This is a genomic window from Mameliella sp. CS4, assembly GCF_019392335.1.
In the GTDB taxonomy this organism is placed as follows: Bacteria; Pseudomonadota; Alphaproteobacteria; order Rhodobacterales; family Rhodobacteraceae; genus Antarctobacter.
Genome location: NZ_JAHXRQ010000021.1, coordinates 1 through 22,526 on the forward strand (window position 1 = coordinate 1; position 22,526 = coordinate 22,526).

The following is a 22,526-nucleotide window of genomic DNA, read 5'->3' on the forward strand; positions in this document are numbered from 1 at the left end:
GCCAAGGCGCCCGCCAGACCCCAGCCGTTGGGGATTATTCCACCGGTTCACTGACCCATTTTGCTCCGGGATTGACAGCTATTCCTGCGCCCCCGTGAAAAAGGCCATCGCCGAACAGCTTGAACGCCTGCCCTATTACTCGATCTTCCGCGGCACCACGAATGACGCGGTGATCGAACTCAGCCTCATGCTGCGAGACTTCTTCGCGCCCGACGGGCTGACGCGCGCTTTCTTTACCTCGGGAGGATCGGACAGCGTGGAAATCGCGCTGCGGCTGGCGCGGCAATATCACAAGGTGCGCGGTCAGGCCGGGCGGGTGAAGTACCTCTCGTTGAAAAAGGGCTATCACGGCACGCACACCCTGGGCGCCAGCGTCAACGGCAACGCCAATTTCCGCACCCAGTACGAACCGATGATGCCGGGCTGCTATCATATCCCGGCGCCCTATCCCTATCGCAACCCGTTCAATGAAACCGACCCCGAGAAGCTGGCGCAGCTCTGCCTGGCCGCGCTGGAAGACGAGATCGCCTTTCAGGGCGCCGAGACCATCGCCGCCATGATCATGGAGCCGGTGCTGGGCGCGGGCGGGGTGATCCCGCCGCATGAAAGTTTCATGCCCGGCGTGCGCGAGATCTGCTCGAAACACGGCATCCTACTGATCGCGGACGAGGTCATCACCGCTTTCGGCCGCACCGGCGACTGGTCGGGCTCGCGCCACTGGGGGGTGCAACCGGACATGATGTGCACCGCCAAGGCGATCACCAACGGCTATTTTCCCTTCGGCGCGGTGATGATCTCGGACGCCGTGGCCGAGGTTTTCGAAGGCGACACCACAGGCAAGGCGGCCATCGGATCGGGCTATACCTATTCCGGCCACCCGGTCGGGGCGGCGGCGGCCATCGCCTGCCTGAAGGAAACCGAACGCCTGCAGGTCAAGGACAACGCCGCCGCCCGCGGTGCGCAGCTCTGGGAGGGTCTGAAGGCGCTGAAGGAGAAACACACTCTGGTGGGTGATGTGCGCGGCGGCCACGGGCTGATGTGCGCGGTGGAGCTGGTGTCGGACCGGGCCACCAAGGCGCCCATCGACAAGAAGACCATCGGCGCGGTGCATCGCGTGGCCTATGAAAACGGCGCCATGTTGCGCGTCTCTGGCCCGAACATAATCCTGTCGCCCCCGCTGGTCCTGACCGAGGCACATGTGGACACGATCCTGACCGCGATGGATGCGGGCCTCACGGCGCAGGGATGATCGGCAACGGGTGCGCGCCTTGCGCGCCCTATTACGCCACGCGATCCGGATGGGCGGTGGCAAAGGCCGGGTGGTCGGCCAGCGCCGCCTCCACCCGCCGGATCTTTGGCAGGTCGTTCAGGGCCACACCCCAGCGGTGGGCGTTGTAAAGCTGCGGGATCAGGCAGACGTCGGCCAGCGTGATGCCTTGGCCGAGGCAGGTCTCGCCGCCATCCAGCATCTCTTCCACCGCTGCCAGCCCCGGGCCGATAAAGGCCTGCATCCAGCTTTCCATCGTGATCCCGCCATCGGAATGGGCCACAGCATGTTTCACCACACGCAGGTTGCAGACCGCGTGAATTTCCATCGCGATGGCCTGGGCCAGCCCCCGAACCCGGGCGCGCCCTGCCGCGTCCTCGGGCAAGAGGCCAATGCCCCGCGTCTCGTCGAGGTATTCCACGATGGCCAGCGATTGCGTCAGCCGCAGCCCGTCGATCTCCAGCACCGGGACCAATCCTTGCGGGTTCCGGTCCAGGTGGTCTTTGGCACGCTGCGCCCCGTCGACAAGGTTGACCGGAACGCTCTCCCACTCCAGCCCGGCAAGGCCCAGCGCGATTCGCACCCGGTAGCTGGCGGTCGAGCGCCAGTAGTCGAACAGTCGGATCATGGGAAAACCTCCCTCATGGGTTCAGGGACCACGGCAAGGCTCTGCCGGATTGGTATCATTCGCAACGATTACCTTGACATCATTGCAGTTGCAACAAATATTGGCGGCAAGACCGAATCCGGCTCTCACCGCACCAGGGAGGTACGACATGACCCGTCACGAATTGCCGCAAGGCATGATCCGCGCCACCGGAACGACCGGCACGCACGAAGGTTACATGCCCGGCTGGGCCAACGACTTTGAGACAGAGGCGCTGCCCGACGCGCTGCCGCAGGGCATGAACAGCCCGCAGAAATGCAACTATGGCCTCTACGGCGAACAGCTCTCCGGCACCGCCTTTACCGCCAACCCGCCGGAACGCACCTGGACCTATCGCATCCGCCCCTCGGTCAAGCATTCGGCGCGATATACGAAAATCGACCTGCCCTACTGGAAGAGCGCGCCGAACGTCGATCCCGACGTCATCAGCCTGGGCCAGTACCGTTGGGACCCGGTGCCGACGCAGGAGGGGCTGACCTGGCTCACCGGCATGCGCACCATGACCACCGCCGGCGACGTGAACACCCAGGTGGGTATGGCCAGCCACATCTATCTGGTCACCGAGTCCATGCAGGACGCCTATTTCTTCTCCGCCGACAGCGAGTTGCTGGTGGTGCCGCAGGAAGGCAAGCTGCGCTTTGCGACCGAACTGGGCATCATCGACATCGAGCCCAAGGAAATCGCCATCATCCCGCGCGGGCTGGTCTATCGCGTCGAGGTGCTCGAAGGCCCCTGCCGCGGCTTTGTCTGCGAGAATTACGGCCAGAAATTCGAACTGCCGGGCCGCGGGCCCATCGGCGCCAACTGCATGGCCAACCCGCGCGACTTCAAGGCGCCGGTGGCGGCATTCGAGGACCGCGAGGTGCCTTCGACCCTGACGATCAAATGGTGCGGTCAGTTCCATGAGACGCAGATCGCGCAAAGCCCACTCGACGTGGTCGCCTGGCATGGCAACTATGCCCCTTACAAGTACGACCTGCGCACCTATTGCCCGGTCGGCGCCATCCTCTTCGACCACCCGGATCCGTCGATCTTTACGGTTCTGACAGCGCCTTCGGGCGTGCCGGGCACGGCCAACATCGACTTCGTGCTGTTCCGTGAACGCTGGATGGTGGCGGAAAACACCTTCCGCCCGCCCTGGTATCACAAGAACATCATGTCCGAGCTTATGGGCAACATCTATGGCCAGTACGACGCCAAGCCGCAGGGCTTTGTCCCCGGCGGCATGAGCCTGCACAACATGATGATCCCGCACGGGCCGGACCGGAACGCCTTCGAAGGCGCGTCGAATTCCAATCTCGGGCCGGAAAAGCTGGACAACACCATGTCCTTCATGTTCGAGACCCGCTTTCCGCAGCATCTGACAGAATTCGCCGGGAAAGAGGCGCCGCTGCAGGACGATTACATCGACTGCTGGGACAGCCTGGAAAAGAAATTCGACGGCACGCCGGGCAAGAAGTAAGGGTCGAAGGGGGCATCCACCCCCTGCTCTGCTGCGCACGCCACGACACCGGCGTAGGGCGGGGCTTGCACCGCCACACCTCGAACGAACAGGACGACACATGCCCCTGAAACGCTCCTGGGTGGAGTCAGCCAACTCCCCCGACACGGATTTTCCCCTGAACAACCTGCCCTGCGGCAGTTTCCGCGCCGAGGACGGCGAGGCGCATTGCGGCATCGCCATCGGCGACATGATCCTCGACATCACGGCGCTGGAGGCCGACGGTCTGCTGTCTCTGGATGCCGAGGAAGAGGTGTTCTTCTTCGGCGACTGGACCGAATTCATGGCCCTCGGTCCCGCCGCTTGGGCCGCCTTTCGCGAAGCTCTGACGGGGATGCTGGCCGAGGGCACCCCGGATGCCGAAGGGCTGGCGCGCTACCTGGTTCCGCAGGCCAGCGCAGAAATGCTGATGCCCTTCGCGGTGAGCGAATACACCGATTTCTATGCCTCCAAGAACCACGCCACCAACGTCGGCACCATGTTCCGAGGCGCGGAAAATGCTTTGCCGCCGAACTGGCTGTCGATCCCCATCGGCTATAACGGACGCGCCTCCTCGGTCGTCGTGTCGGGCACCGATGTGCGCCGCCCCTGGGGTCAGCTCAAAGCGCCCGACGCCGATCTGCCGGTCTTTGCCCCGTGCAAACGGTTTGACCTCGAGCTTGAGATGGGCGCCATCGTGGGGCAGGACTCCGACGGGCCTGTGACAGTAGGCGAAGCCGACGAGATGATCTTTGGCTATGTCCTGCTGAACGACTGGTCGGCGCGGGACATCCAAGCCTGGGAATACCAGCCGCTGGGCCCCTTCCAGGCCAAGGCGACGGCGACCACGATCAGCCCCTGGATCGTGCCCAAGGCGGCGCTGGACCCCTTCCGCACCACGACGCCGGATCGGGAACGCGACCTGCTGCCCTACCTGCGCGAACCTGGCCCCATGCTCTATGACATCCAACTGGAGGTGGGGCTTGCGCCCGAGGGCAAACCCGAGACGGTCATCGCCCGGACCAACTATCGCGAGATGTACTATTCCTCGGCGCAGCAACTGGCCCATCACACGACAAGCGGTTGCCCCATGTCGGTGGGTGACCTGTTGGGCTCCGGCACGATCTCAGGCCCGGACAAGGGCGCGCGCGGCGCGCTGCTGGAACTGGCCTGGGGCGGCAAGGAGCCGGTCACGCTGGACACCGGCGAAACGCGCAGTTTCCTCGAGGACGGCGATACGCTGACCCTGCGCGGCGCGGCGGTGGGTGACGGCTATCGGGTGGGTTTCGGGGAATGCACCGGCAAGGTGCTGCCCGCGCTCGACAATCCTTACGGGGGCCGGGGCTGATGTCAGCCGCCCTGCTGCCACTGGAGCACTGCCTCGGTGGGCCAGAACAGCATGATGATGTTCAAGGCAAGGCCATCGCGGATCAGCGCGATGGTCAGCGCCTCGAACCCCAGCGCCACGGCGACGCTGGCCCAGATCGGCAGGCGCCGCGCCATGTAGAAGCCCACAACCATCGCGATCACGTCGAAGACGGAGTTGATGATGCTGTCGCCGTTGTAGTCAAAGGACACCGTCACCGCGCGATAGCGTTCGATCACCATCGGGGTGTTTTCAAGGATCTCCCACCCCGCCTCGACCACCAGCGCGATGGCCAGCCGCAGGTTCAGGCTGAGGCGGCGGGCGACCAGCGCCAGGACACCGTAGAAGATCAATCCGTGGATCAGGTGGCTGGGCGAATACAGATCGAAAAGATGCTGGCTGCCCTCGCGCGGCGGGGCGCCCGGCCCGGTCCAGAGGGACACGTAACCACAGGGGCAGATCGGATCACGCCCCAAAAGGTACAGGGTGATCGCCATCAGGGCGGTCACCACCAGGAAGATAAGGACGGGTCGCTGGGCGTTGCTCATGACCCGCGATGGAATCACAAAGACGCAAGTGCGTCCAGAGACATAAGAGGGAACCAATGACCAAGGCCTTTGCATCCGCCGGTGACATGGAAGAGAAGAAGACGTCCTTTACCCAGGTCGGCGAGGGGCTGTACGCCTTCACCGCCGAGGGCGACCCCAACACCGGAGTCATCATCGGCGACGACAGCGTCATGATCGTCGAGGCTCAGGCGACACCGCGCCTGGCCCGCAAGGTGATCGAACATGTCCGCGAAGTCACCGACAAGCCGATTTCCCACCTTGTGCTGACCCACTACCACGCGGTGCGCGTGCTGGGTGCCTCGGCCTATGGTGCCGAACAGATCATCATGTCCGACGTGGCCCGCTCGATGGTGGCCGAACGCGGGCAAGAGGACTGGGACAGCGAGTTCGAACGCTTCCCCCGCCTCTTCCAGGGGCACGAGGAAATCCCCGGCCTGACATGGCCGACGACGACCTTCAGCGACTCGATGACGGTCTACCTGGGCAACCGCCGCGTGGACATCATGCACCTGGGCCGCGCCCATACCGCCGGTGACGCGGTGATCTGGGTGCCGGACCAGGAGGTCATGTTCACCGGCGACATCGTCGAGTACCACTCGGCCTGCTACTGCGGCGACGGCCACTTCAACGACTGGGGCGAGACGCTGGCCAATATCGCCGCGTTTGAGCCGCAGGCGATTGCACCGGGCCGGGGCGACGCGCTGGTCGGGCCGGACATGGTCGCCAAGGCCATCGCCGCGACCGAGGATTTCGTCCGCTCCACCTACAAGCCGGTGGAAAAGGTCGTGGGCCGGGGCGGTTCGCTGAAAGAAGCCTGGGACGCGGTGCGCGCCGAATGCGACCCCAAGTTCAAGGACTACGCGATCTACGAGCACTGCCTGCCGTTCAACGTCGCCCGCGCCTATGACGAAGCCCGCGGCATCGACACGCCCCGCGTCTGGACGGCGCAGCGGGACAAGGAAATGTGGGCGAGCTTGCAGGGGTAAACCCTGTCGGGGTGCGCACGAAATGCGCACCCTACGCGGGGTCGTAGGGTGCGCGCTCTGCGCCCAACTTCGCCCAGGACTGACGATGGGTCATTGACCCATCTCCCGTCGGACAAGGAGGAACCGACATGATCCACGACCGCTATCAACTCGCCTTCAAGCTTTACCCCTACGAACGCTCCGCGGACCAGGATGCGGAAACGCCGGTCCGGCACCCGGTCGTCATCATGGGCGGCGGGCCGATCGGTGTCGCCACGGCGCTGGACCTTGGCCTGCAAGGTATCCCGGTCGTCGTGCTGGACGATCACGAGGGCATCGGCATGGGCAGCCGCGCGATCTGTTTCGCCAAGCGCTGCCTTGAAATCGCAGACCGCTACGGCTGTGGCCAGCCGATGCTGGACAAGGGCGTGGTCTGGAACCTGGGCAAGGTCTTTCACGACGACCGCAAGGTGTTCGAGTTCAACCTTCTGCCGGAGCAGGGCCACAAGTTCCCGGCCTTCATCAACCTGCAACAGCCCTATTTCGAACGCTTCCTCGTCGAACGCGTCCGCGAAGCGCAGGCAGCGGGTGCCCCGATCGAGCTGCGCGGCAAGAACCGGGTCGACAGTGTCATCACGCATGACGACCACGTCACGCTGGAGATCACCACGCCCGACGGCCCCTATACCATCGAGGCCGACTGGCTGATCGGCTGCGACGGCGCCTCCTCACCGCTGCGCGGCATGATGGGGCTGGATTTCGAGGGCCGCGTCTTCGAGGACAGCTTTCTGATCGCCGACATCAAGATGATGAACGACGATTTCCCGACCGAACGCTGGTTCTGGTTCGAACCCTACTTCAAGTCCGGCGCCTCGACCCTGTTGCACAAGCAGCCCGATGGCGTCTGGCGGGTCGACTTCCAGATCGGCTGGGACGTGGACCGCAAGAAAGAGTTGCAAGAGGAAAACGTGCGCGCCCGGCTGGACGCCATGCTGGGGGATGTCGAATACGAGATCGTCTGGACCTCGATCTACACTTTCCAGTGCCGCCGGATGAAGCAATTCCGCCACGGGCGGGTGCTGTTCGCGGGTGACGCGGCGCACCAGGTTTCTCCCTTCGGGGCACGCGGTGCGAACTCCGGCATGCAGGACGTGGACAACCTCGGCTGGAAGCTGGGGCTGGTGATCGAGGGCCGCGCCCCCGAAAGCCTGCTGGACAGCTACAACGCCGAGCGTGTGCATGGCGCGGACGAAAACATCCTGAACTCGACCCGGTCGACCGATTTCATCACGCCCAAATCCAAGGTCAGCCATATGTTCCGCAACGCGGTACTGGACTTGGCAGAGCAGTATGAATTCGCCCGCCCGCTGGTAAACTCGGGCCGCCTGTCGGTGCCCTGCGTCTACGATGGCGGGCCGCTGAACGGCCCCGACGCGCTGCGCGGCGGACCAACCCGCACGCGCGTCGGCAGCCCCTGCCCCGATGCGCCGCTTGGCGAGGGGTTCCTGCTGGACCATCTCGGCGGTGCCTTCACCCTGCTGACCATCGACGCCGAGGCGCCGGATGCGCTGGAAGAATCCGGTGTGCCGATCACGCGCCTGGCCCTTTCTGCCAGCGACGACGCCAGCGGCGGCCTGGCAGAGCGCTATTTGGGCATGGCCACCTCGGGCGTCTACCTTGTCCGCCCCGACCAGCATGTCGCCGCGCGCTGGGACAGCTTTGACGAAACCGCCACCCGCGCCGCCCTGCGCCGCGCCATCGGACTGGAGTGAGACATGGCCGAGCTGACACTGACCCCCAACCTCGACCGCCCCGACGATTTCTATGCCGCGCTGATCGCCACGCATGACGGATTGTCGGATGATGAAAGCGCGGCGTTGAACGCGCGGCTGATCCTGATCCTGGCCAACCAGATCGGGGATACCGAGGTCCTGGCCGCAGCCCTGCAGACGGCGGCAAAGGCCCCGGAGGAGGTCACCGCATGACAGGCGCGGCGGCAGACCGGCAGAGCGTGGCAGAGAATGCCGCGCCCGAGCCGGGCACCGAGCTGGAGGGCTTTTTCCCCTATCGCCTCGCGGTCGCCGCCGAAGGGTTCTCTCGCAACCTGGTCGAGGTCTACGGACGCCGGTTTGGCCTCAGCCGCGAGGAATGGCGGCTCTTGTACCTGCTGGCCGGCGAAGTCGAGGTGACCTCGCTGGAGCTGGGCCGCCGGTCGACGCTGGACAAGGTCCAGGTCAGCCGTGCCTCGCAGCGGTTGGAGGAGAAGGGGCTGATTACCCGCGAAATTGCCCCGGACGACCGACGCCTGCGCCTTTATGCCTGCACCGAGCAGGGCCGCGCCCTGTTCGACGAGGTTCTGCCCCAGGTCGAGGCGCGGTCCGACGAGATCCTGCGCGCCATGTCCGCCGAGGACCGCGCCGCGCTGGAACGGGGCCTTGCGGCACTGACAGAAGCGATGGCGGACCGCATCCTTCCCACGTCCTGAGTCCGGTCAGGCTCTCGGCCGGCCGCACTACTCGCGGCTGAAAAGCTCCGGCGGTGGAATACGGGTCCAAAAGCATGTCTTTTCCCACGCAACGATAGCGGCTTGCCGCAAAGAGACATTTGCGCCAAGCGTCGAAAGCCGGTTTCCTGATCAAGACGGGCAGTTAATGGCCCGAAACGCCCGGCTTGCAAGGGGAGGCGCAGCCGTACGACGCGCGGTTCATAGTCAACGGACGACCACCTGCCGACCCTGCTGGACGAGGTCGAGGCCATCGCCGCCAGCGGTGCCTTTGTTCGTTCCGAGGAAGATATCGAAACCCTGCGCCAGCTGGCAGAGGCCGACGCTCAGCCGGCCCGGATCGCGGCCGAGAACAGGCAATCCAAGGCCGCGATTCCGCTGTAGATCGAACGTATCCGGCTGGCCCGACTGCCCGCGATGCAGAAGATCGGCGACCGGATCGGTGTCAACCTGGAGAGCGCCCTGCCGGAGGACAAGCAGGGCTGACCCGTTCAGTACGGGTTCTTCGCCCCGCGATCCCCGGACAGCGATTGCTGCCGCCGCTCGACCAGCAGTTCGATGGCATCGGCCAGATGCTCGCGGTCGATGTGGTGGTCGCCGCGCGCAACCCGGATGCGGTGCGCCTCGATCATCACGTCAGCATGGCGGCAGCCCTCGGGCGGCTCGAACCGGTAGCTGGCCAGTTCGATCAAAAGGCCCATCGGGTCGGTGAAATAGATCGAGTCCATGAAGCCGCGATCCTTGGGGCCGGAATGCTTGATCCCCCGCGCTTCCAGCCGCTTGGCCGCCTGCCAAAAGCTTGCCTGGCTGACGTTGAAAGCAATGTGATGCACGCATCCCGGATCGGTCGGCGTCCGCGCCGGATCGGGGCTGCGGGTCTCATTGGTGAAGATCGTGATGAGCCGCCCGTCGCCGGGATCGAAATACAGGTGCCCCTCGTCCGGATTGTCGAGGTTGGGCTGATCGAAGATAAAAGGCATGCCCAGCACGCCCTCCCAGAAATCGATCGAGGTTTGACGGTCGGCCCCGGTCAACGTGATGTGATGGACGCCCTGCGTCTGGATCTTGCGGATCTCGTCTGGCTGGCTCATGTTCCCTCCCCGCCGTGGAATGCCGGGGCCACGACTGCCGCCCCGCTCGACCCAAGGATGGGGCAAGAAGCGCCGGTTTCAAACCCTCCACCGGCGCACCAGATCTGTGCAGGATGTCAGCCCTTGCCCGCCTTCAGCGCCGCCTCGCGCATCTGCGACAGGCTGACCCGCGGGGTCAGCGCCTCGGGCGAGATGTTCAGATCCAGCACCGCCCCGGTCTTCGAGGCCAGCGCCCGCTCAAAAGCGGCGGCAAAATCCTCGGTCCGCTCCACCCGTTCGCCGTGGAACCCATAGGCCTGCGCCAGCGCGCTGAAATCCGGGTTCACCACCATATCCGTGCCCGAGACCCGGGTGGGATAGTGACGTTCCTGGTGGGCGCGGATCGTGCCGTAGATCCCGTTGTTCAGGATCAGGATGATCGGCTGGGCGCCGTATTGGGCGGCGGTGGCCAGTTCCTGGCAGGTCATCTGGAAATCGCCGTCTCCCGCGAAACAGACAACCGTGCGCGCGGGATCGTTCAGCTTGGCGGCGATGGCCGCAGGCACGCCGTACCCCATCGCGCCCGATTGCGGCGCCAGTAGCCGTGCATCGGGGCCAAACTTGTAGAACTTGTTGGGCCAGACCGCGAAATTCCCGGCGCCATTGGTCAGGATCGCGTCCCCGGGCAACAGATCGCGCAAATGCGCGCTGACCTTACCCATGTCCACCGGGCTGGGCAGGTCGCCCAGCTCGAACCCGGCCTCCCATGTGGCGCGGGCGTCGGCCCGCCACGCGGCCCAACCGCCGCTGACCGGCGCCTCTGCCATCGCCTCGACAAAGGCGTTGGGGCCGCATTGAATGCCCAACTCGGGTTGATAGATCTTGCCCAGCTCCAGATCCGAGCCATGCACATGGATCAGCCGCTGATGCGGCACCGGCACCTCCAGCAGGGTCCAGGCATCGGTGGAATTCTCGCCGAACCGGTTGTTCACCGCCAGGATCACATCCGCCTCGGAGATCAGCTTGCGCACGCCCGGCATCATGCCCACCCCGGCCTCGCCGCAGAAACAAGGTGAGAAATTGTCGAACATGTCCTGGTAGCGGAAGACGGACACCACCGGGATGTCCGAGTCTTCGGCAAAGCGCTGCAGGGCCTCTGCCCCCGCACGGGTCCAGTTGCAGCCGCCATAAAGGATCAGCGGCCGCTTTGCCTCGCCCAGGATCGCACGGACCTTCTGCACCGTCTGCGGCGCGGGCATCGGTTCGGGGTACTCGGCCGGTCCGGCCAGCGGCGCGGCCTTTGTCCGGCTGGTCAGCATGTCCTCTGGCAGAGCGATGACAACCGGGCCGGGGCGCCCGGTGGTGGCGGTTTTCCACGCGCGGGCGAGGATTTCGGGGATACGGTCGACGTTGTCGATCTCGACCGCCCATTTGACCATCGTGCCATAGACGGCGCGGTAATCGACCTCCTGAAAGGCCTCGCGCCCGCGCATGTCGGTGCCGATCTGGCCCACGAACATGATCATCGGCGAACTGTCCTGCATCGCGGTATGCACCCCGATCGAGGCATTGGTGGCGCCGGGTCCGCGCGTGACCATGCAGATGCCGGGCTGGCCTGTCAGCTTGCCCCAGGCCGCGGCCATGAAGGCGGCACCGCCTTCCTGGCGGCAGTTGACGAAATCCAGCCTGCCCGCGGTGTCATGCAACCCGTCCAGCACCGCCAAATAGCTTTCGCCCGGCACACCGAAGGCCCGCGTCGCACCCAGCGCCACCAGACTGTCCACCAGCAATTGTCCGCCATGTCGTGTCATCGTCCATCCCTCTTTCCCGGTGCCTTCACCCCGCCAAGGCGACACCCGTCTGGGTGCAAACACCTCTAGAACCGACCCCGGATGTCAATGCCCTGCGACTTTGGTCGGGGGTCCGGCGCGCCGCGCGGCGGGGAAAACGGGTGATCCAAGACCCGCGCATTGCTAGACTGCCCGGCAATCCTGGGGAGGAGAGACATGAGCGATCTGGAGCATGTGACAGAAATCGACAGGGTGTTGCGCGGCCAGGAGACGGGCCGTGACACGCTGGTGGCCGACAGCTGGCGCCGCTGCATCGAAACCTATGGTATGGACCCGACCCGGCCCGATCCGGCCCATATCGTGCCCGCCTCGCAGCTGCGCGAACACCGCGAACAGGCGGAACGGCTGGTGGCCACGGCCCGGTCGGGGCTGCGGGCACTGTTCCGGCAGGTGGCCGGGCAGAACTATGTCCTGCTGCTGGCGGACGCCAAGGGCGTCTGCGTCGACTTCTTCGGCGACCCCCGGTTCGAGGACGACCTGCGGCAGGCCGGGCTGACGCTGGGGTCGGACTGGTCCGAGGATCTGGCCGGCACCTGTGGCGTGGGCTCCTGCATCGTGACAGGTGAGGCGGTGACCATCCATCAGGGCGATCACTTTGGCCTGGCGCATACGCCACTGTCCTGCACCTCCGCGCCAATCTACGACACCTGCGGGCAGCTGACGGCGGTGCTGGACATTTCCCTGCTGCGCTCGCCCAGCCCGAAGACCAGCCAGAACCTTGCTATGAACCTGGTCCGCGCCTCGGCCCGGCGGATCGAGATGGCCAACCTGATGGCGATGACGCGCAGCGACTGGGTGCTGCGGTTCTCCACCTCGCCCGAATTCCTGGAGGTCGACCCGGAGGCCGCCGTGGCGCTGGACGGATCGGGGCGGATCGTGGGCATGACGCATGGCGCACAGGCCTGCCTGGCGCCCGAGGGCACGGACAGCCTGATCGGTCAACGCATCGACAGCTTGCTGCACCTTGGCGTCGACGACCTGCCGGACCTGATGCGCGGTCGCCCGACAGAGGACCGCGTGCTGCATCTGCGCGACGGGCGCGGGTTGTTCGGCCATGCCATCGCGCCGCAGACCGTGCGCCGCCCGATGCGCAGCGCCCCGCCGCAAACGCCGGAATGTTTTGCCGGACTGGCGGGACCGGACCCGGCGATGCAGGCGCTCTTGCAAAAATCCGCCCGGCTGGCGCCCAGCAAGGTGCCGGTGCTGCTGTTGGGCGAAACCGGCACCGGCAAGGAAACGCTGGCGCGCGCCATCCATGTCGCCGGTGGGCCGCCGCGCGGGTTCCACGCCCTGCGCTGCGCCGGGCTGCGCCCCGACACCGTCGCCGGGCTGGAAGAAGCCAAACCCGGGACGCTGTTCCTGAAAGGCGTCGAGGATCTGGACGAGGCGGCGCAGGGCGCGCTGCTGACGCTGCTGGATCGGCGCGAGGACCTGCGCGTGATCGCCTCGGCCCGCGACCGGCAGGTCACGGTGCCGGGCGCGACCGGGCTGCGCGAGGATCTGCATTTCCGCGCCGTCGGCGCGGTGCTGGACCTGCCGCCCCTGCGCCTGCGCAGCGATGTGGACTGGCTGATCGAACGCCTGTTGCGGCGGCGCACGGCGGGAGAGCTGCAGCTGTCCCCGGCGGCCCGCGCCGAACTGGCCGGGCGCGACTGGCCCGGCAACATCCGAGAGCTGCAATCGGCGCTGGATACGGCGGTCTCGCTTTGCGACGGGCGCGTTGTGGACCTGCCGGATCTGCCCGCCCGGATCACGGCAAAACCGCCCGAAGATGACCTCGAGGCGATTCTGGATGCCTGCGGCTGGAACATGGCACGTGCGGCGCGCCGGCTGGGCGTGAACCGTTCGACCGTGCTGCGCCGGGTGCGAAAGTCGGGATTGACCCCGCCGTCGTGACGGCCCGTTGCAACCCCGTCGTTGCGCGGCGTTGCGCGCGCAACGGACCGGGCCGAAATTTCGCCCCCAGACCCCGAAACCCCGTCCCCGCGCTGGATCGGCGGGGCCTCTCTCGCCCAGACTGCCGCCATCCAAGTTTGGGCAATGGGAGGAAATCATGCTCGACACGACAATCACGGACCAGACGCAGGCGTTTCTGGACGAATTCGGCGCAGCACTGGAAAAGGGCGACATCGAGGCGGCCACGGCCTTGTTCCAGGATGACTGTTACTGGCGGGACCTCGTCAGCTTTACCTGGAACCTGAAGACGGTCGAAGGCAAGGACGGGGTGGCCGACATGCTGCGTCACCAGCTGGCCACGACCAAACCTTCGGGCTGGAAACTGGCAGAGGGGGAGCTGCCGACCGAAGAGGGTGGCGTCACCACCGCCTGGATCGAGTTCGAGACCGAGGTGGCGCGGGGCTACGGCCTGCTGCGACTCAAGGACGGCAAGATCTGGACCCTGCTGACCACGATTGCCGAACTGAAGGGCCACGAGGAACCGAAGGGCTTTCAGCGTCCGATGGGGGCCAAACACGGCGCCGGCAAGAACCGCACGACCTGGAAGGAAGAGCGCGAGAAGGAAGAGGCGGAACTGGGTTACACGACCCAGCCCTATTGCCTGATCATCGGCGGCGGGCAGGGCGGCATCGCAATGGGCGCACGCCTGCGCCAACTGGGCGTGCCGACGATCATCGTAGAGCGCAACGACCGCCCCGGCGACAGCTGGCGCAAGCGGTACAAGTCGCTCTGCCTGCATGACCCGGTCTGGTACGACCACCTGCCCTACATCAAGTTCCCGGACAACTGGCCCGTCTTCAGCCCCAAGGACAAGATCGGCGACTGGCTGGAATTCTACACCAAGGTGATGGAGCTGAACTACTGGACCCGCACCACCGCCAAATCCGCGACCTGGGACGACGACGCCAAGGAATGGACCGTCACCGTGGACCGCGACGGCGAGGAAGTGGTGCTGAAGCCCAAACAGCTGATCATGGCCACCGGCATGTCGGGCAAGAAGCGGATGCCCGAGTTTCCCGGCATGGACAAGTTCAAGGGTGTGCAGCAGCACTCCTCGGAACATGCAGGCCCGGACCAGTGGACCGGAAAGAAAGTCGTCGTGGTGGGGTCGAACAACTCTGCCCATGACATCTGTGCCGCTCTCTGGGAGCATGACGCCGACGTGACGATGGTCCAGCGCTCTTCGACCCATATCGTGAAATCCGACACGCTGATGGATGTGGGGCTTGGCGCGCTCTACTCCGAAGAGGCGGTCGCCAACGGAGTCACCACCGAAAAGGCGGACCTGATCTTTGCCTCACTGCCCTACCGGATCATGCATGAATTCCAGATCCCGGCTTACGAGGAGATGAAGAAACGCGATGCCGAGTTCTACGAAGGGCTGGAAAAGGCGGGGTTCTGGCTGGACTGGGGAGACGACGGGTCTGGCCTGTTCATGAAGTACCTGCGCCGCGGATCGGGCTACTACATCGACATCGGCGCCAGCCAGCTGATCATCGACGGAGAGATCAAGCTGAAGCGCGGGCAGGTCGTGGAACTGGACGAGACCGGCGTGGTCCTTGACGACGGCACGCACCTGGACGCGGACCTGGTGGTCTATGCCACCGGCTACAACTCGATGAACGGCTGGGTGGCCGACCTGATGGGCCAGGAAAAGGCCGATCAACTGGGCAAGTGCTGGGGCCTTGGGTCGGACACGACCAAGGACCCGGGCCCCTGGGAGGGTGAGCAGCGCAACATGTGGAAGCCGACGCAGGTCGAGGGGCTGTGGATGCACGGCGGCAACCTGCACCAGTCGCGCCACTACTCGCAGTACCTTGCGCTGCAGATCAAGGCCCGGATGGAAGGCGTTCCGACACCGGTCTACGGCTTGCAGGAGGTCCATCACCTCAGCTGACGCGATGGCGGACCGGGCCTGCCCGGTCCGCCTTTTCCTTGTCTGACCGGTTCAGCCCACCAGCGGCGGCACCACGTCGTCCGGGATCGGGCAGACATAGGGCGTGCGTGCCAGTTGCTCGCGGTGCCGCGCCTTGGCCTGTTCGACGAGCTCGGGGTTTTCCACCAGACGACAGGCGGTTGCCGCCATGATCTTGGCCGCATGGATCATACCCTTGTGCGCCGCCGGGGTCTTGCCCTGGGCCACGGTCTGCCAGGTGTGGAACGGTGTGCCGATGGCGCAGGTGGCGACACGCGCCTGCACCGTCGGCACCGCCCAGCTGACATCGCCGACGTCGGTCGACCCCTCTCCGCCCTCGCGCTGCCGGTCAAGTGGCGCCACGAAGTCGCACAGCGCAAGGTCGGGATCCGGTGTGCGCCCGATCCGGCGGAAGGTCGCGGCGATATCGGCCTCTGTCAGGGTCTTCTGGATCTCGCGCGCGAACACCTCGTCCTCGGCATCGAAGGGCACCGGCCCCAGCCGGTCCAGTTCCGCCTGCATGGCCTCCTCCAGCGGGCGGTTGCCCAAGAGGTTCGACACGCCCGAGAACACCTTGGACTCGACCCGCGTTTCCGTCATCAGCGCCGCGCCGTCGGCGATCTTGCGCACCCGGGCCACCAGCTCGCGAAGGTCCGGCAGGCTGCTGGCGCGGATCAGCTGGCGCACCGTGGCGCGGGCCTGCACCACGTTGGGGGCCACGCCACCGGCATCGAGATAGGCATAGTGCACCCGCGCGCTGTCGGGCATGTGTTCGCGCATGTAGTTGACGCCGATGTTCATCAGCTCAACCGCGTCCAGCGCCGAACGGCCCAGCTCCGGCGCCCCCGCCGCATGGGCGGCCTTGCCGTGAAAGGTGAAGTCGATCCGCGTATTGGCCAGCGAAACCGCCTCGTTCACCGACGTGAAGGTCGCCGGGTGCCAGGAGATCGCCGCGTCCACGTCGTCGAACAGCCCTTCGCGCACCATGTAGGTCTTGGCCGCGCCGCCCTCTTCGGCCGGACAGCCATAGTAGCGGACGCGTGCCTTGATGTCCTGCGCCGCCAGCCAGTCCTTGACCGCCGTCGCCGCCAGAAGCGCCGCCGCCCCCAGCAGGTTGTGACCGCACCCATGCCCGTTGCCGCCCTGTTCCAGCGGCTGATGCTCGGCGACGCCAGGGGCCTGGCTGAGCGCGGGCAGCGCGTCGAACTCGCCCAGGATGGCGATCACCGGCCCCTCGTCCCCCGCCTCGCCGATCACGGCGGTGGGAATGCCCGCCGCATTCTCGGTCACGCGAAAACCCTGTTCCTCCAGCATCTTCTTGTGTTCGGCAACCGACCGGAACTCGGCATAGAGCGTTTCGGGCATGTCGAAGACGCGGTCGGACAGCCCGACAAAGGCCTCTCTGTGCTGGTCGACGTGATCCCAGATCGGGTTTGTGTTCTGCATTCTGTCTTCCCTTTCTCAAACTGCGTCAGCGCTGCCGGCATAGGCCGGGTCGGCGGCGGCCATGACCGTTCCATCCGCCCGCCGTCCGACGGCCTGTACGATTCCCAGGTGATCGACCGGCCCGCGCCCGGTAAAGCTGACCTCGGCCCCAGCCTCGGCCAGCCGCGTTTCCAGCCCCTCCGGCACGTCCAGGTGCAGGCGCGCGGTGGCGCCCACCCAGTTGGCCCGAGGCGCGGCCAGCGCATTGGCCAGAGAGGTCCCGTTCAGCAGGTGCCGGATCACGCCCGCCACCGCGCCGGGGATACGTTCGCTGCCCGCGCCGCCCAGCGCGTAGCAGGCGCCCGCGATATCCAGCAGGCAGGGGCATTGTTCGGTCACGTCCCGCGCGCCGGGCACCGGATCCTCTGCCATGCGGTAGGAATGCGCCAGCAGGATACCGGTTTCCGGATCGGCGACACGGGCGCCGAAATGCGGGCCGATGGACTGGGTCAGGGCCACGCGCATCCCATTCGCATCGACCACCGACAGATGCGTGGTATCCCGGTCGTCCGGCGGCGCGGGCATGCGGGCGCGGTCCAGCGCAGCGGCCAGCACCGCGCCATCGGCCCAGCCCTCTGGCAGGCCCTCGGCCAGCCGCGCACTCAATGCGTCCCAGGGCAGCGCATCGGTCTTTGGCTTGAGCGAACGCAACTCCTCGGGGCGTTCCTCGAAGGCGCGCAGGATCGCCAGCAGATGTGCAATTTCGATGTCCAGGACCGGCCCCGGCACAACCGAATTCACCAGCCCCACGATCCGCAACAACGTATGGCCCCAGCCCTGCCGCCCGATGCTTGTCAGGCGCCAGCCCTTTTCGCGCAACTCCACCGTTTCCCCCTCAAGCGGCACCGCGGCGCGCAGGTCCTCGGCCGTCCAGAAACCGCCCTTGGCGGCCAGTCTTTCGCAGAAAGCTCCGGCAAAGACAGGATCGGCAAACGGGTCCTGCCCCGTCGAGATCATTCGATCCAGGAAACCCGCCAGCCCGGGATTGCGAAACACCGCGCCCTCGGGCACGGGCTGTCCATCTGGCAGATAGTGCGCGCGCGCATCCGGATCGACAAGGTCCGGCGCCCGCCAGGCCCAGACGGCGGCCAGTTCACCCGGCACCGTGAAACCGTCCCGGGCCAGGTCGCGCGCCGGCGCTACAACCCGCGCCAGCGGCAGGCAGCCGCCCTCGGCGTGCAACCGCAGCAGTGCACGGACAATCCCCGGCAAGGGCAAGGCCTGCTGATCGGGCAACCGCCGTGCCCCTTCGGGCAGATGAGTCGGGGCACGGGTCGCCCCGTCGATGGCCCGCGGCGTCTCTCCGGCCGGGGCCCAAAGGATATGTCCACGCCCGGCGGGCGAGGCGTTGGGCGGATCGGCCACCATCATCGCCAGAGCCGCGGCGACGGCGGCATCCGCCGCCGTGCCGCCCTGCCGCAGGATGCCCATGCCGACGCGGGTCGCATGGGGTGAGCCGCTGGCCACGGCCCCCAGCGCGCCGACCGCCTCGGCGCTGCGGCCCTGCATCAACGCCTCCCGTTCCGCCCCCGCCGATCCGTCGCGCAGCCAGCGCGCCCGGCCCTCCGGCCCCGCGACCGCATCCGTCAGAAGGTCGGGCATCGTCATGCCAGGACCTCCTGTTCCAGGATGCAGGCGGTGCGGCGGCCGTCCCGGCCCTCGCGCAGCTCCGGCATGCCGGTCTTGCAGGCGGCGGTGGCCAGCGGACAACGCGGGTGAAAGGCACAGCCGGGCGGCGGGTTCAACGGTGAGGGGATTTCGCCCTTGATCGGGGTAAAGCTGTGTGCACGCCGGTCGAGACGCGGCGCCTCGGCCAGAAGCGCGCGGGTATAGGGATGGCGCGGATTCTCGAAAACCTCGTCGGCGGTTCCGGTTTCCACCAGCCGGCCCAGGTACATGATCGCCACGCGGTCTGCGATATGTTCGACCGCGCCCAGATCATGACTGATAAAGAGATAGGCAAAGCCGAACTCCTGCCGCAGGTCCTCGAAGAGGTTCAGAACCTGTGCCTGGATCGAGACATCCAACGCCGAGATCGCCTCGTCGCAGACGATCAGCCGGGGTTTCAGCGCCAGCGCCCGCGCGATCCCCACCCGCTGCCGCTGGCCGCCGGAAAACTGGTGCGGGTAACGCGTCATCACATCGGTATTCAGCCCGACGCGGGTCAGCAGATTGGCCACATAGTCGCGTCGTTCGGCGCGGCGGATCAAGCCGTGGATCACCGCTGCCTCTCCCACGATCTGTTCGACCCGCATGCGCGGGTTGAGCGATGCGAAGGGATCCTGAAAGATCATCTGGACCTCGAGCGCCCAGGCGCGGCGCTGCTGTGCGGTCATCTGCTCCAGCGCGACGCCGCGCCAGGACAGTGCCCCCCCAGAAGGGCTTTCGACCCCGACCACCATGCGCCCCAGCGTGGACTTGCCGCAACCGGATTCCCCGACGAGGCCCAGCACCTCGCCCTCGGCCACCTCAAGGCTGACTCCGTTGACCGCGCGCACGCGGGTCTCGTGGTAGCTGGCGCCGGCCAGGTTGGCGATGCGTTCGGCCAGGTCCGGCGAGGACACATAGGTCTGCGAGATGTCTTGCAACGACAGGAGCGCGGTCATCATGCCTCCTCCAGCGGGTGGAAACAGCGCAGGCCGCGGCCCGAGGCCAGGTCCTGTCGATCGGGGCGGGCCTTGCGGCAGATCTCGCTGGCCTGCGGGCAGCGCGGGGCAAAGGCACAGCCTTCGGGCAGGTTCATCAGGCTGGGCGTCATGCCCTTGATCGGCACCAGCCGCTCTCCGCGCGGCACCGACGAGGGGATCGAGGAGATCAGCCCGCGGGTGTAGGGATGCATCGGGTGATCCAGAAGGTCGTCCACCGACCCGGTTTCGACGATGCGGCCCGCGTACATGACCGCGACCCGATGGGCGAGGCCCGCGACCACGGTCAGGTCATGGGTGATCCAGATCAGCGCGGTGTTCCGCTCGGCCATCAGCTTCTGCATTTCCGACAGGATCTGCGACTGGATGGTGACGTCCAGCGCCGTGGTCGGTTCGTCGGCGATGATCAGGTCCGGTTCCAGCATCAGCGCGATGGCGATCACCACGCGCTGGCGCATCCCGCCCGACATCTCGTGCGGGTAGGTCCGCAGCCGTTCCACCGGCGAGGGGATACCCACCAGCGCCAGCGCCTCGGCCGCCATGTCGCGCGCGCGGGATCTGGACACGTCGCGATGCGCACGGATGGTCTCGATCATCTGCGTGTCGATGCGCAGGACCGGGTTCAGGGTCATCATCGGGTCCTGAAAGATCATCGCGATCCGGTCGCCGCGCAACCGCGCCATCGCCCGGTCGGATAGCTTGCGCAGGTCCTGCCCGTTCAGCAGGACCTCGCCACCGGCGATGCGGCCCGGCTTGTCGATCAGGCCAAGGATGGAAAACCCGGTGATCGTCTTGCCGGAGCCGCTTTCGCCGACAATCCCCAGCACCTCGCCCGGTCCCACCTCCAGAGAGACACCGTCGACGGCGGTGATCGTCCCGGCGCGGGTGTCGAACTGGGTGACAAGATTGCGGACGGAGAGAACAGGCGCGCTCATCGTTGCATCCTCGGGTTCAGGATGTCGCGGACGTGGTCGCCGACGACATTGATGCAGACCAGCGTGACCAGCAGCGCCACCCCCGGATAGAAACTGATCCAGTAACGCCCTGACAGCAGGTAGTCGAAACCGTTGGCGATCAGCAGGCCCAGCGACGGTTCGGTGATCGGTACGCCGACCCCGAGAAAGGACAGCGAGGCCTCGATGGCGATGGCATTGGCGATCTGCACCGTGGCGATAACCAGCACCGGCGGCATGACATTGGGCAGGACATGACCGAACAGGATGCGCCATTGCGGCAGGGCTGCGGCGCGGGCGGCGGTGACGTAATCCTTGCGGATCTCGACAAGGGCGGCGGCGCGGACCGTGCGCGCGAAATAGGCCCATTGCACCAGGATCAACGCGATGATGACCTTGTCCACCCCCTTGCCTAGCGAGGCCAGCAGCAGGAGCGCCACGAGCAGCGCGGGAAAGCTGAGCTGGATGTCCACGATGCGCATGATCAGCGTCTCGACCCAGCCACCCCGCGCGGCGGCCAGAAGACCCAGAACCATGCCGACGGTCACCGCAGAACTGACGGCGACGAAGCTGACCATCAGCGAAATCCGAAGCCCGTAGATCATGGCCGAGAGCATGTCGCGGCCCTGTTCGTCGCTGCCCAGCCAGTAGGTGAAGCCGCCGAACCCCTCGGTTCCCGGTGTCAGCGACCCGTCCATGATGTCGATCTGGGCCAGATCATAGGGGTTCTGCGGCGCGATGATCCCGGCAAAGAGCGCGGTCAGCGCGATGGCCAGCAGGCCCAGACCCGCGATCACAGCCAGAGGGCTGGCAAGGAAATCCACAACGAAGCGGCGCAGGGGCGTATCGGCGGTCATGACCGGCCTCCTTTCACCCGAACGCGCGGATCCAGCAGCGAATAACCGATGTCCACCACGAGGTTGATCATCACGAAGAGAAAGACGGTCAGCATCAGGTAGGCAACGACCACGGGCCGGTCCAGCAGACCGATGCTGTCGATCAGCAGCTTGCCGATGCCCGGCCAGGAAAAGACCGTTTCCGTTACCACGGCAAAGGCGATCACGTTGCCGGTTTCCAGGCCCAAAACAGTGACGACGGGGATCAGGATATTCTTGAGGACATGCACCCCAACCACCCGAAACGGCGACAGGCCGCGCGCGCGGGCGTATTTGACATAGTCCTGCAAGGCCACTTCGGCGGTCCCCGCGCGGGTCAGGCGGATCACCAGCGACATCTTGTAGATGGCCACGTTCAGCGCGGGCAGGATCAGGTGGCTCAGCCCGTCCCAGGTCAGGAAACTGACGGGAATGCCCAGCACGTCCACGGTATCCCCGCGCCCGCCTGCGGGCAGCCAGCCCAGGAAAACGGCAAAGAGCATGATCAGCATCAGCCCTTGCCAGAAATTCGGTGTCGAGAACCCCACGACCGACCCGGCCATGATGACCTTGCTGTAGGGGGCCTCTGGTTTCAGTCCTGCGATCATGCCCAGCGGGATACCCAGCACCACGGCGATCAGGATGCCCAGGAAAGCCAGCTCCAGCGTCGCGGGCAGCCGCGACAGGATCAACTCCAGTGCCGGGCGGTTGTGGACAAAGGAGGTGCCCAGGTCGCCCTGCGCCAGCCCTGCCAGGAAAAAGCCGAACTGCACATGCACCGGCTTGTCGAGCCCAAGACGGCGGATCGTTTCTTCCTGTTCGGCCAGATCGGCCTCGGGGTTGATCAGCAGATCGATCGGGTTGCCGACCGCGAAGAGGCCGAAAAAGACGATGGTCGCCATGACGGCCATGACCAGAAAGGCCTGACCCAGGCGACGGATGAGATAGGCAAGCATGCGG

Annotated in this window: 18 protein-coding genes and 1 pseudogene; 9 read left to right on the forward strand and 10 right to left on the reverse strand. The window is 66.1% G+C overall.

The window, feature by feature from the left end; all coding sequences use genetic code 11:
• Positions 1-79 precede the first annotated feature (79 nt).
• Positions 80-1,249, forward strand: a pseudogene (locus KZZ07_RS20490) (aminotransferase class III-fold pyridoxal phosphate-dependent enzyme); the annotation flags it as partial.
• Positions 1,250-1,280: 31 nt separating this feature from the next.
• On the opposite strand, the gene maiA reads toward KZZ07_RS20490, so the two are convergent.
• Positions 1,281-1,895 (reverse strand): maleylacetoacetate isomerase, encoded by a 615-nt coding sequence (gene maiA, locus KZZ07_RS20495; protein WP_219516812.1) that lies wholly within the window; start codon positions 1,893-1,895, stop codon positions 1,281-1,283.
• Positions 1,896-2,043: 148 nt separating this feature from the next.
• Here maiA and hmgA point away from each other — a divergent pair, with 148 nt between their 5' ends.
• Positions 2,044-3,396 carry a homogentisate 1,2-dioxygenase gene (gene hmgA, locus KZZ07_RS20500; RefSeq protein WP_219516813.1) on the forward strand — a complete coding sequence of 451 codons (1,353 nt, stop codon included), beginning with the start codon at positions 2,044-2,046 and terminating at the stop codon, positions 3,394-3,396.
• Between the two features lie 100 nt (positions 3,397-3,496).
• Positions 3,497-4,762, forward strand: coding sequence for a fumarylacetoacetase (gene fahA / locus KZZ07_RS20505; RefSeq protein ID WP_219516814.1), 1,266 nt, complete (start codon positions 3,497-3,499; stop codon positions 4,760-4,762).
• Positions 4,763-4,764: 2 nt separating this feature from the next.
• Here fahA and KZZ07_RS20510 read toward each other — a convergent pair whose 3' ends face one another.
• Complete coding sequence (locus KZZ07_RS20510; protein ID WP_219516816.1) at positions 4,765-5,328, reverse strand: DUF2585 family protein; 564 nt, start codon at positions 5,326-5,328, stop codon at positions 4,765-4,767.
• 56 nt (positions 5,329-5,384) lie between these two features.
• Between KZZ07_RS20510 and KZZ07_RS20515 the strand changes: the two genes are divergently transcribed.
• The 4 genes from KZZ07_RS20515 (at position 5,385) to KZZ07_RS20530 (ending at position 8,799) form a co-directional block, all read left to right on the forward strand.
• Entirely contained in the window at positions 5,385-6,335 is a 951-nt protein-coding gene (locus tag KZZ07_RS20515; protein ID WP_219516817.1) for an MBL fold metallo-hydrolase, read from the forward strand.
• Between the two features lie 128 nt (positions 6,336-6,463).
• Positions 6,464-8,086, forward strand: coding sequence for an FAD-dependent oxidoreductase (locus KZZ07_RS20520; RefSeq protein WP_219516818.1), 1,623 nt, complete (start codon positions 6,464-6,466; stop codon positions 8,084-8,086).
• 3 nt (positions 8,087-8,089) lie between these two features.
• A complete protein-coding gene (locus KZZ07_RS20525; protein WP_219516819.1) occupies positions 8,090-8,299 on the forward strand; it encodes a DUF2783 domain-containing protein in 210 nt (69 codons plus the stop codon).
• Entirely contained in the window at positions 8,296-8,799 is a 504-nt protein-coding gene (locus KZZ07_RS20530; RefSeq protein ID WP_219516820.1) for a MarR family winged helix-turn-helix transcriptional regulator, read from the forward strand. Before KZZ07_RS20525 ends, KZZ07_RS20530 begins: the two co-directional genes overlap by 4 nt.
• Before the next feature lie 509 nt (positions 8,800-9,308).
• Here the strand turns inward: KZZ07_RS20530 and KZZ07_RS20535 are convergent.
• Positions 9,309-9,890 (reverse strand): VOC family protein, encoded by a 582-nt coding sequence (locus KZZ07_RS20535; RefSeq protein WP_219516891.1) that lies wholly within the window; start codon positions 9,888-9,890, stop codon positions 9,309-9,311.
• A gap of 134 nt (positions 9,891-10,024) precedes the next feature.
• Positions 10,025-11,698 carry a thiamine pyrophosphate-binding protein gene (locus tag KZZ07_RS20540; RefSeq protein WP_219516821.1) on the reverse strand — a complete coding sequence of 558 codons (1,674 nt, stop codon included), beginning with the start codon at positions 11,696-11,698 and terminating at the stop codon, positions 10,025-10,027.
• Between the two features lie 195 nt (positions 11,699-11,893).
• On the opposite strand from KZZ07_RS20540, the gene KZZ07_RS20545 reads away from it, so the two are divergent.
• Together KZZ07_RS20545 and KZZ07_RS20550 are read left to right on the forward strand one after the other, a co-directional pair.
• The gene (locus tag KZZ07_RS20545) at positions 11,894-13,633 is read left to right on the forward strand and encodes a sigma-54-dependent Fis family transcriptional regulator (protein ID WP_219516822.1); all 1,740 of its coding nucleotides are present in this window, start codon (positions 11,894-11,896) and stop codon (positions 13,631-13,633) included.
• 157 nt (positions 13,634-13,790) lie between these two features.
• Positions 13,791-15,590 carry an NAD(P)/FAD-dependent oxidoreductase gene (locus tag KZZ07_RS20550; protein ID WP_219516823.1) on the forward strand — a complete coding sequence of 600 codons (1,800 nt, stop codon included), beginning with the start codon at positions 13,791-13,793 and terminating at the stop codon, positions 15,588-15,590.
• Between the two features lie 51 nt (positions 15,591-15,641).
• Here the strand turns inward: KZZ07_RS20550 and KZZ07_RS20555 are convergent, their stop codons facing one another.
• From KZZ07_RS20555 to KZZ07_RS20580, 6 genes are read right to left on the reverse strand one after another with little or no spacing between them, the layout of a single operon-like run.
• Positions 15,642-17,054 (reverse strand): amidohydrolase, encoded by a 1,413-nt coding sequence (locus KZZ07_RS20555; protein ID WP_219516824.1) that lies wholly within the window; start codon positions 17,052-17,054, stop codon positions 15,642-15,644.
• Between the two features lie 15 nt (positions 17,055-17,069).
• A complete protein-coding gene (locus KZZ07_RS20560; protein ID WP_219516825.1) occupies positions 17,070-18,701 on the reverse strand; it encodes a gamma-glutamyltransferase in 1,632 nt (543 codons plus the stop codon).
• Entirely contained in the window at positions 18,698-19,702 is a 1,005-nt protein-coding gene (locus KZZ07_RS20565; RefSeq protein ID WP_255564491.1) for an ABC transporter ATP-binding protein, read from the reverse strand. Before KZZ07_RS20565 ends, KZZ07_RS20560 begins: the two co-directional genes overlap by 4 nt.
• The gene (locus KZZ07_RS20570) at positions 19,699-20,673 is read right to left on the reverse strand and encodes an ABC transporter ATP-binding protein (protein WP_219516827.1); all 975 of its coding nucleotides are present in this window, start codon (positions 20,671-20,673) and stop codon (positions 19,699-19,701) included. Before KZZ07_RS20570 ends, KZZ07_RS20565 begins: the two co-directional genes overlap by 4 nt.
• Positions 20,670-21,548 (reverse strand): ABC transporter permease, encoded by an 879-nt coding sequence (locus KZZ07_RS20575; RefSeq protein ID WP_219516829.1) that lies wholly within the window; start codon positions 21,546-21,548, stop codon positions 20,670-20,672. The genes KZZ07_RS20570 and KZZ07_RS20575 overlap by 4 nt, the downstream gene beginning before the upstream one ends.
• Complete coding sequence (locus KZZ07_RS20580) at positions 21,545-22,522, reverse strand: ABC transporter permease (RefSeq protein ID WP_219516830.1); 978 nt, start codon at positions 22,520-22,522, stop codon at positions 21,545-21,547. The genes KZZ07_RS20575 and KZZ07_RS20580 overlap by 4 nt, the downstream gene beginning before the upstream one ends.
• Between the last annotated feature and the right edge of the window lie 4 nt (positions 22,523-22,526).